This window comes from Blautia caecimuris (genome assembly GCF_024622975.1).
GTDB classification, from domain to species: domain Bacteria; phylum Bacillota; class Clostridia; order Lachnospirales; family Lachnospiraceae; genus Blautia_A; species Blautia_A caecimuris.
On record NZ_JANJZT010000021.1, the window covers coordinates 67881 to 78005 of the forward strand.

Annotated in this window: 12 protein-coding genes; all 12 read left to right on the forward strand. The window is 41.5% G+C overall.

Annotated elements, in window-relative coordinates; genetic code table 11:
• Positions 1 to 3 precede the first annotated feature (3 nt).
• Positions 4 to 927 carry an ABC transporter ATP-binding protein gene (locus NSA57_RS13350; RefSeq protein ID WP_257465079.1) on the forward strand — a complete coding sequence of 308 codons (924 nt, stop codon included), beginning with the start codon at positions 4 to 6 and terminating at the stop codon, positions 925 to 927.
• A complete protein-coding gene (locus NSA57_RS13355; protein WP_257465080.1) occupies positions 920 to 1627 on the forward strand; it encodes an ABC-2 transporter permease family protein in 708 nt (235 codons plus the stop codon). Before NSA57_RS13350 ends, NSA57_RS13355 begins: the two co-directional genes overlap by 8 nt.
• A 531-nt stretch (positions 1628 to 2158) precedes the next feature.
• Positions 2159 to 3625 (forward strand): anthranilate synthase component I, encoded by a 1467-nt coding sequence (trpE, locus tag NSA57_RS13360; protein WP_257465081.1) that lies wholly within the window; start codon positions 2159 to 2161, stop codon positions 3623 to 3625.
• Complete coding sequence (locus NSA57_RS13365; protein ID WP_173752118.1) at positions 3622 to 4197, forward strand: anthranilate synthase component II; 576 nt, start codon at positions 3622 to 3624, stop codon at positions 4195 to 4197. Before trpE ends, NSA57_RS13365 begins: the two co-directional genes overlap by 4 nt.
• Complete coding sequence (gene trpD / locus NSA57_RS13370) at positions 4194 to 5225, forward strand: anthranilate phosphoribosyltransferase (RefSeq protein WP_257465082.1); 1032 nt, start codon at positions 4194 to 4196, stop codon at positions 5223 to 5225. The genes NSA57_RS13365 and trpD overlap by 4 nt, the downstream gene beginning before the upstream one ends.
• Positions 5222 to 6004, forward strand: a complete 783-nt coding sequence (gene trpC / locus NSA57_RS13375) for an indole-3-glycerol phosphate synthase TrpC (RefSeq protein WP_022067442.1) — start codon at positions 5222 to 5224, stop codon at positions 6002 to 6004. Before trpD ends, trpC begins: the two co-directional genes overlap by 4 nt.
• Positions 6001 to 6606 carry a phosphoribosylanthranilate isomerase gene (locus NSA57_RS13380; protein ID WP_257465083.1) on the forward strand — a complete coding sequence of 202 codons (606 nt, stop codon included), beginning with the start codon at positions 6001 to 6003 and terminating at the stop codon, positions 6604 to 6606. The genes trpC and NSA57_RS13380 overlap by 4 nt, the downstream gene beginning before the upstream one ends.
• Positions 6607 to 6612: 6 nt before the next feature.
• Complete coding sequence (trpB, locus tag NSA57_RS13385; RefSeq protein ID WP_257465084.1) at positions 6613 to 7803, forward strand: tryptophan synthase subunit beta; 1191 nt, start codon at positions 6613 to 6615, stop codon at positions 7801 to 7803.
• Positions 7796 to 8563 carry a tryptophan synthase subunit alpha gene (gene trpA / locus NSA57_RS13390; protein ID WP_257465085.1) on the forward strand — a complete coding sequence of 256 codons (768 nt, stop codon included), beginning with the start codon at positions 7796 to 7798 and terminating at the stop codon, positions 8561 to 8563. Before trpB ends, trpA begins: the two co-directional genes overlap by 8 nt.
• Positions 8564 to 8685: 122 nt before the next feature.
• Positions 8686 to 8874 (forward strand): hypothetical protein, encoded by a 189-nt coding sequence (locus tag NSA57_RS13395; protein ID WP_330671346.1) that lies wholly within the window; start codon positions 8686 to 8688, stop codon positions 8872 to 8874.
• A gap of 392 nt (positions 8875 to 9266) precedes the next feature.
• Positions 9267 to 9437, forward strand: a complete 171-nt coding sequence (locus NSA57_RS13400; protein ID WP_257465087.1) for a hypothetical protein — start codon at positions 9267 to 9269, stop codon at positions 9435 to 9437.
• 205 nt (positions 9438 to 9642) lie between these two features.
• The gene (locus tag NSA57_RS13405; RefSeq protein ID WP_257465086.1) at positions 9643 to 10053 is read left to right on the forward strand and encodes a hypothetical protein; all 411 of its coding nucleotides are present in this window, start codon (positions 9643 to 9645) and stop codon (positions 10051 to 10053) included.
• Positions 10054 to 10125: the final 72 nt, after the last annotated feature.

Here is a 10125-nt window from a genome sequence, read left to right on the forward strand (position 1 = left end):
ACAATGCCATTTATTTTACAAACAAACAGGCTTTCTAAAAAGATCGGCAGCAAAATGCTGGTCACAGATGTTGATATTCATATTCGTAAAGGGGAAATCTACGGATTTCTTGGCCCGAACGGAGCAGGAAAAACTACGGTAATGAAAATGATTACAAACCTTTGGAAACCTGCCAGCGGTACGATTGAGTTGTTCGGGGAAAGGCTGACACCAAAATCTTATGATGTTTTAAAAAGAATGGGGAGTATCATTGAGTTTCCTGTCTTTTACGATCACATGACCGGCCGGGAGAATTTGCAGCTTCATTGTGAGTATATGGGATATTACAATACCGGCAGTGTTGAAAATGCTATGCAAATGCTGAATCTGACTGATGCAGCAGATCAGCCGGTCAGAAATTATTCCCTTGGTATGAAGGAACGCCTTGGAATTGCAAGAGCTGTTATGTGTAAACCGGAGCTTCTTATCCTGGATGAGCCAACAAACGGACTTGACCCGGCAGGCATGAAACAAATTCGCGATCTGCTGAAAATGCTGAGTTCGGAATACGGCATTACAATTATGATTTCAAGTCACATACTGTCCGAAGTGGAAAGTATTGCGGATACTGTTGGAATTATTCATCATGGCAGAATGATGAAAGAAATCCGTATGCAGGATATTGAGGAAATGAACCTTAATTATGTGGAGATTTCTGTTACAGATGAAAAAAAAGCCGCTTATGTTTTGGCTGAAATGTTGAAACTGCATAATTTTAAAGTGTTTGACAACGGAAAAATCCGAATTTATGATCACTCAGTATCTACGCAGCAGTTGACAAAAACATTGGCGCTGAACGATGTGGAGGTTATGGGTATCGGAAAGAAAGCAGAAACGTTGGAGGATTACTTTTTGAAATTGACCGGGGAGGGAAATGATCATGTTTAAACTTATCAGGCTGGAATGGAAAAAGAATAATGTGGGAAAGTATATTCGCAATGCAGTGATCATGGCAGCTCTGATCTGTCTGTTTATTTTTGCTCTCTGTTATCTGGGAATTGCCAATGACCCTGAAACGGGTGTTCCTGATGCGGCGCCGGGAAACAGTGCGGTTTCTCCATCAATCGAGCTGTTTACAAGCATGGCTTTTCTGATATTTACCGGGGTCATGCTGTCCGCCTACATTGTAAACGCCTACAAAAATAAAACTATGAATCTTATGTTTTTGTATCCTATTAAACGGCAGAAAATTCTTATTTCTCAAATGCTTGCGGTGTGGATTTTTAATTTTGTGGCACTGGTGCTGACGAAGCTGTTCATTTATGGCTGTATTTTGTTTGGATCGCAATTCATGGTTTCTTCGTTTCCGCTAGATTATAACATGGCAGGAACAGAGTTTTATATTCAGCTGCTTTTAAAAGCCGCGGTGGTTATTACCATGAGTTTTATCTCTTTGTTTATCGGTATGGTCATGAAGTCCTCAAAAGCCACAATTGTAGCTTCTTTTTTGCTGATCTTTTTGACACAGGCCAATATCGGCGACTTTTCGTTTGCGGATAATGCCATTCTGCCTGTTGGGCTTATGGTACTCTCTTTGCTTTTTGCATTCCTGTCGGTTTATCATGTGGAGACCAGGGATTTAAACTGAAAGCAGTAATTATAATGTCATATAAGGCTGATAAAAGATGTTAAAATATCTTTTGTTTTAGACTACTACAAAATTCCCGAAAAAATATAAAAATTATCTTGACAGACAGAAACAACAATGTTATACTGTGAAAAAAATTTAATATATTAAACCGTTGAAGCGGAGATAACGTCAATGATGCCTTTACAGAGAGTCCGGGAAGCTGAGAGCCGGATGAGAAACAAATTGTCAAATGGACCGCTGAGGGTGCAGTCAAATGGGGAAATTCCCAGAGTATTCTGCAACGTGTGGGCATACGTCAGTTGCCGGGGATATGCTGGTATCCTGCTAAGTGCACAGGTCATTCTGTGAATTCAAGGTGGCACCGCGGATAGTGTCGTACTTTTACTGATGTACGTAATTCGTCCTTGACAGAGATTTATTTCTGTCAGGGGCGTTTTTATTTTCCGGAATATCAGATAAATCCCGGACTGCTCTGGGCAGATTGCAGCGCTGAAAACATAATGAATTTTTAAAGTGGAGGTACAGATCATGAATATTTTACCGACTTTGGCAGATGTAAGGGAAATTGCTTCAGATGGAGCATACAAGGTAATACCTGTCAGCTGTGAGATTCTATCTGATTTTATAACGCCTGTGGAAGCAATAAAAATTTTGAAAAATGTATCTATGCATTGTTATATGCTGGAATCTGCGCGGGAAAATGAAAACTGGGGGAGGTACACATTTTTAGGTTTTGATCCAAAGCTGGAAATTACCTGCGCCCATGGGGAAATGAAAATCGGAGATATAAAACTGAAAACGGAACATCCCTCCGATTATCTCAGAAAAATTCTTGCAGAGTATAAAAGCCCCGGATTTGAATACCTTCCAGCCTTTACGGGAGGTCTTGTCGGATATTTTTCCTACGACTATATGGGATACTGTGAACCGACAGCAAAATGTACTGTGGAAGATACTGAAAATTTTCAGGATATGGATTTGATGCTGTTTGATAAAGTAATAGCATTTGATCATGTCAGACAAAAAATTATTCTTATTGTCAATATGTCTCTTGTGGATGTGGAGACCGGATATCACAAAGCAGTTATGGAGCTGAGGCAGCTTGCCGATTTGCTCAGAAATGGCAAAAAGACAAGGGAAACAGGTGGAAAGCTGCAGGGTGAAGTTACTGAACTGTTCAGTAAAGAACAGTTCTGCACTATGGTAGAACGGGCAAAAGAACACATCCATGAAGGAAATATTTTTCAGATTGTATTGTCAAACCGTTTATCTGTTCCTTTTGAAGGAAGCCTTCTGAATACGTATCGTATTCTCAGAACAATCAATCCTTCTCCGTATATGTTCTATTTTTCCGGAACAGATGTTGAAGTTGCAGGAGCTTCTCCGGAAACACTTGTAAAACTGAAAAATGGCACACTATATACCTTTCCTCTTGCAGGAACCCGTCCAAGAGGAAAAAACGGGGAGGAAGACAAAGATCTGGAAAAAGAATTACTGGCAGATGAAAAAGAACTGGCAGAACATAATATGCTGGTGGATCTCGGAAGAAATGATCTTGGGAAAATCAGTCAGTTTGGTACTGTAAAGGTAGAAAAACTTCATTCCATAGAAAGATTCTCTCATGTTATGCATATCGGTTCTACCGTAAGTGGAAAAATCAGGGCAGAATGTGATGCGCTGGATGCCATTGAGGCAGTATTACCGGCCGGGACGCTGTCTGGTGCGCCAAAGATCAGGGCCTGCCAGATTATTGGACAGCTGGAAAATAATAGACGGGGAATTTACGGAGGCGCTGTTGGTTATATTGATTTTACCGGGAATATGGATACCTGCATAGCCATCCGTATTGTTTATAAGAAAAACGGAAAAGTGTTTGTTCGCAGCGGAGCAGGGATTGTGGCAGATTCTATACCTGAAAAAGAGTACGAAGAATGTTTGAATAAGGCAAAAGCTTCTCTGAAAGCTCTGCAGCTTGCACAGGAGGTGAAGGCATGATATTGATTATTGATAATTATGACAGTTTTTCTTACAACCTCTATCAGATGATTGGCGAAACAGGAACAGATCTGAAAGTGATCCGTAATGATGAAATGACGGTAGAGGAAATCAGGCAACTTATGCCGGAGTGCATAATTCTGTCACCTGGTCCCGGCAGACCGGAAGATGCAGGTGTTCTTATAGATGTTATAAAAACAATGGGAAAGAGAACCCCGATTCTTGGCGTATGCCTGGGACATCAGGCAATATGTGCGGCATATGGTTCAAAAATAACGTATGCAAAAGAGCAGATGCATGGGAAGCAGTCGAATGTAACTTTTGACCTGGATTGCCCGTTATTTACCGGCTGTCCCCGGACTGCTCCTGTTGCCCGGTATCATTCTCTTATAGCAGATAAGGATACGCTTGCTCATTGTCTGAAAATTACTGCTCTTACAGAAAAGGGAGAAGTAATGGCTGTTCAGCATAAAGAATATCCGGTTTATGGAGTACAATTTCATCCGGAATCTATTATGACACCCAATGGAAAGCAAATACTTGGAAATTTTATAAAGGAGGCCGGCTTATGATTAAAGAATCTATTGTGAAGCTCGTAAATAAAGAGGATCTTACATATGACGAGGCTTATGCTGTTATGAATGAGATCATGAGCGGTCAGACAACCGCTACGCAGAATGCGGCCTTTCTTGCAGCTTTGTCAACAAAAAGTACAAGAGCGGAAACGATTGATGAAATTGCCGGATGTGCGGCGGCAATGAGAGCGCATGCTACACAGGTGGAAACCGGAATGGATATTTTTGAAATCGTAGGAACCGGCGGCGATAATGCACACAGCTTTAATATATCTACAACATCAGCGCTGGTTGCCGCTGCCGGAGGTATGAAGGTTGCCAAACACGGAAATCGTGCTGCATCTTCACAATGCGGTACAGCAGACTGCCTGGAGGCTCTTGGCGTCAATATCCGTCAGAGTCCGAAAAGATGTCTGGAACTGCTGAACGAGGTGGGAATGTGTTTTTTCTTTGCACAGGAATACCATACCTCAATGAAATATGTGGGTGCAATACGTAAAGAACTGGGGTTCCGTACGGTATTTAATATTCTCGGACCACTTACGAATCCGGGAACGCCCTCCCTGCAGCTTCTTGGCGTATATGACGAGTATCTTGTAGAGCCATTGGCGCAGGTACTGATCAGCCTTGGAATCCGGCGTGGCATGGTGGTATATGGGCAGGACAGGCTGGATGAAATTTCCATGAGCGCTCCCACAACCGTGTGTGAGATTCGGGACGGATGGTTCCGGACTTCTGTGATCACGCCGGAGGAATTTGGTTTTACCCGTTGTACGAAAGAAGATATGAAAGGTGGTACACCAGAAGAAAACGCAGAAATTACACTTTCTGTTTTAAATGGAGAAAAGGGAGCAAAAAGAGATGCCGTATTATTGAATGCCGGCGCGGCACTTTATATCGGCGAAAAAGCGGAGAGCATAAAAGAAGGTATTATACTGGCTGCAGAAATAATTGACTCAGGGAAAGCATTAACTACATTACGCAGGCTGATTGAAGTCAGTAACCGTACGGAGGTATGTATATGACAATCTTAGAACAACTTGCGGATTATGCCAGAGAGCGTACAGAACAGGGAAAAAGGAAACGATCGCTGGAAGAACTGAAGAAACAGGCACTCTCATTGCCAGATAAAAAATTTGAATTTGAAAATGCAATAAAAAGGCCGGGGCTTTCTTTTATTTGCGAGTGTAAAAAAGCTTCCCCTTCCAGAGGAATTATCGTTCACGACTTTCCGTACGTTCAGATTGCAAAAGAATACGAGGCGGCTGGTGCAGAATGTATCTCGGTGCTTACGGAACCGAAATGGTTTCTTGGAAGCAATGAATACCTGAAAAGGATTGCTGGCGCAGTTTCAGTTCCATGTCTGCGGAAGGATTTTACAGTGGATGAATACATGATCTATGAGGCAAGAGTGCTGGGGGCATCGGCAGTGCTTTTAATCTGTTCCATATTAAGTGAGAGACAGATTAATGAGTATATCAGCATATGTGATGAGATGGGGCTTTCTGCCTTGGTGGAGGCTCATGACGAACGGGAAGTGACAATGGCAGTACAGGCGGGGGCGCGTCTTATCGGGATCAATAATCGTAATCTGAAAGATTTTACTGTGGATACACACAATAGCTTCCGGTTCCGGGAGATGATTCCCGGAGATATTCTGTTTGTTTCGGAAAGTGGTATATCTACCGGTCATGATGTAAAAAAACTGCGGGAAATTGGCGCAGATGCCGTGCTGATCGGAGAAACTCTGATGAGAGCAGAGCATAAAGGAGCAAAACTTGCCGGGTTAAGAGGGGTTATATGACAAAAATAAAACTTTGCGGATTGTCTCGCCTGTGTGATATCGAGGCAGTAAATGAACTAAGACCGGAATATGTAGGGTTTGTGTTTGTAAATACAAGTAAAAGATATATTTCTCAGGAAAAAGCAAAAGAATTAAAAAAGCGGTTGGCCCCGGAGATTAAAACAGTTGGAGTTTTTGCAGATAAACATCCTGAACAGATTGCAGAGATCTGCAGAAAAGGGATCGTAGATATGGTTCAGCTTCATGGCGGGGAGGATGAGGCGTATATCAGACGATTAAAGGCTCTTATGGCACAGCCGGTTATCAGGGCTTTCTGTATAAGAACAGCCGAAGATGTTGATAAAGCGGAAAAGTGTTCTGCAGACTATATCTTGTTAGATTCCGGAGCCGGATCGGGAACGACCTTTGACTGGGAGCTGGTACAGAATGTAGAGAGACCGTATTTTCTTGCCGGAGGGCTTCATATCGGAAATATAAAAAAGGCAGTGGAGCAATTAAATCCATATGGGGTAGATGTCAGTTCCGGCGTTGAAACAGATGGATGGAAAGACAAAAGAAAAATGCAGGCATTGATTGCAGCAGTCAGAAAGAAAGAGGGATGAAAGATCATGACAAATAAAAAAGGCCGTTTTGGCATTCACGGCGGACAGTATATACCAGAAACATTGATGAATGCAGTGACTGAACTGGAAGAGGCGTATGACTATTATAAAAACGATCCGAAATTTAATCAGGAGCTTACAGAGCTTCTTAACGAATATGCCGGAAGGCCGTCCAGACTGTATTATGCAGAAAAGATGACCAGAGATTTGGGCGGGGCAAAAATATATCTGAAACGTGAAGATCTTAATCATACAGGAGCCCATAAAATCAATAACGTACTGGGGCAGGCTCTGCTTGCAAAAAAAATGGGAAAGACGAGACTGATCGCTGAAACAGGAGCAGGTCAGCATGGAGTTGCAACAGCAACAGCAGCAGCTCTTATGGGAATGGAATGTGTGGTGTTTATGGGTGAAGAAGATACGATCCGTCAGGCGCTTAATGTGTATCGGATGCGTTTGCTGGGAGCAGAGGTAATTCCGGTAAAAACAGGTACCGCAACGTTAAAGGATGCTGTTTCAGAGGCCATGCGTGAATGGACTTCACGTATGGCAGACACTCATTACTGTCTTGGATCCGTTATGGGGCCTCATCCGTTTCCGGTGATTGTTCGTGATTTTCAGTCAGTGATTTCCAGGGAGATCAAAGAGCAGATGATTCAGAAAGAAGGAAGACTGCCGGATGCGGTGGTAGCCTGCGTGGGGGGAGGTTCCAATGCAATCGGAAGTTTTTATCATTTTATTGAAGATAAACAGGTACGTCTGATTGGCTGTGAAGCCGCAGGAAGAGGAATTGATACTGCTGAAACAGCGGCTACGATCGCAACCGGAAAACCCGGGATTTTTCACGGAATGAAATCCTATTTCTGTCAGGATCAATACGGACAGATTGCTCCTGTTTACTCTATTTCTGCCGGACTTGATTATCCAGGAGTAGGACCGGAGCATTCTTATCTGCATGATATCGGGAGAGCTGAATATGTGCCGGTAACAGATGAGGAGGCAGTGGGCGCATTTGAATATCTTGCCAGGACAGAAGGAATTATTCCTGCAATCGAATCGGCACATGCAGTTGCTCACGGAATGAAAATTGCACCTGCAATGGAAACAGATAAAATTGTTGTGATTACCATTTCCGGCAGAGGCGACAAGGACTGCGCATCGATTGCCCGTTACAGAGGAGAGAATATTTATGAGTAAAATAAGTAAAGTATTTGAAAAAGGAAAGGTGTTTATTCCGTTTGTTACATGTGGTGATCCGGATCTGGAAACAACGGCAGAAGTTGTGCGTGCTGCTGTTGAAAACGGAGCAGATCTGGTTGAACTTGGAATTCCGTTTTCTGATCCCACTGCAGAAGGACCTGTTATTCAGGAAGCCAACTTAAGAGCATTAAATGCCGGAATCACTACAGACAAAATTTTTACATTTGTAAAAGAACTGCGAAAAGATGTAAAAGTACCATTGGTGTTTATGACCTATGCGAATGTCGTATTTTCATATGGTGTGGAAAGATTTGTATCTGAATGCCGGGAGTCTGAAATCGACGGATTGATCCTTCCGGATCTTCCCTTTGAGGAAAAAGAAGAATTTCATCCACTGTGTAAACAATATGGCATAGAATTGATTTCCATGGTGGCTCCTACTTCTGAAAAACGTATTGCCATGATTGCCAGAGAGGCAGAGGGCTTTATTTATATTGTGTCCAGTCTTGGCGTAACAGGAATGAGGCAGGAGATTAAGACAGATCTGTCTTCTATAGTCAAGGCTGTTCGTGAGAATACGAAAATTCCCTGTGCTGTTGGATTTGGCATCTCTACACCGCAGCAGGCAAAGAAAATGGCAGAGTATGCAGATGGCGTAATTGTAGGCTCTGCAATTATAAAGCTTTTAGAACAGTATGGGGAAAATGCTCCACAGCATATTGGCGCTTATGTCAGAGAAATAAAAAGCGCCCTTTAAAACCACAGAGAACACATGGTTTTTGTCCGGCAACTCGGAGAATGGTCAATTCAGTGATGAAGGATAGGGGTTTCCATTCTTGCCTGTTTATTTGTGATGGGCATTTAGATATACGGCGGGTTTTGGAAAAATTTGCTGAGCATTTTCACGAGCTGTACGGAAATCAGAAAGATAGTTTTCTGGAAGAGGAAGGGCGGCGCTATTTTCTTCTTTATCTGCGCCCTATCATCAATGGAACCGGAAACTACTATGTGGAAGTTTGTGAAACAGAATACAGAGAACCGCCGGTAAAGGCGGTTTTCTTCTTTTAAAACAGCGGGGGAACATAATATAGAAAAACTGTTAAAACTATTTTGCGATTGTACCGATAGAATAAACCCTCTGGATATTTGCATCTGTCCAAAAAATTTGCTTGAACTCTCTTTATAATAAGGATATAATATTTTGGGTTTATGTGCCATTCCATCATCTGTTCTTCTGTTTCATAGCAAAAAGTATCAGACAGGTCAAAAGAGTTTCAGGTAGTTCAGAAAATGGAAGAACGCTGTAGATAATAATGCATAAAAATCCATGCTGTATGCTGTCAGATACTATAAGTTACAGGATGTATAATTATACATTGTGTTATGTAATGGAAAAAAGTAAACTACGAAAAAAAGAGCGACGTATTTTGTTGGCATTACACAAAAACGAAAGGAGATATATGAGAAAACTTGCATTAGATGATGAAATTTTAATGAGCATTGACAAGGCCGCCCGCTATATCGGAGGTGAGGTCAACTCAGTGATGAAGGATAAGGGTAAGGTCGACCTGAGATTCTGCATGGCGTTCCCGGACGTCTGCGGGGGGAGATGTCCAGATAGTATTATTTAGTATATATAGTGTTGGCTAATGATGGATAGTACAAGATATAGATACAGAATGGCATTAAAAAACACTCTTCAACACTAGATACTACTATGACCATGACCAAAATATGACCACTTTTAGCAAAAAACAGTTAAGAATTTTATACAACCAGTAAACAAAAATATGAATAAAATGGCCTAAATACCTCAAAGCATTTTATCGAGTATTTATGAAAGAATATATCAGGATTAAAAGGTACTTTGCAGCAAATTGCAAGGTACTTTTTTCTATAAGAATTAAGAAAAAAGTCAGGTTGTGTTCAGCGATTAGAGTAGATATAATAGTAATAGATGATGAAAATGGGAGAGATAAATATGTAACCCCATATTTGTATAAGACATGGAAAGAAGGAAAACAAATGGTATATAACTGCTTTATAAAATGTCAGGTATGCGGCAGTATAACAAGGATTAGATTACAGGTTGGATGGCAAGATGAACATCCTATAGTTATTGCTTGTGGGAAATGTGGTATTTCATTAATTGGTAAAGTTAATATTGGACAAAATACGTTGGGAGTATCTTTCTCTTTTGATAATGCAAATATTGTAGATGATTCAGAAGCAGAATATCTAGTATAACGAATATTAAATAATTGCTATATCAAACGGATGCCGCTTCCTCTTCACTGATTTCATCCATTTTATATTTCC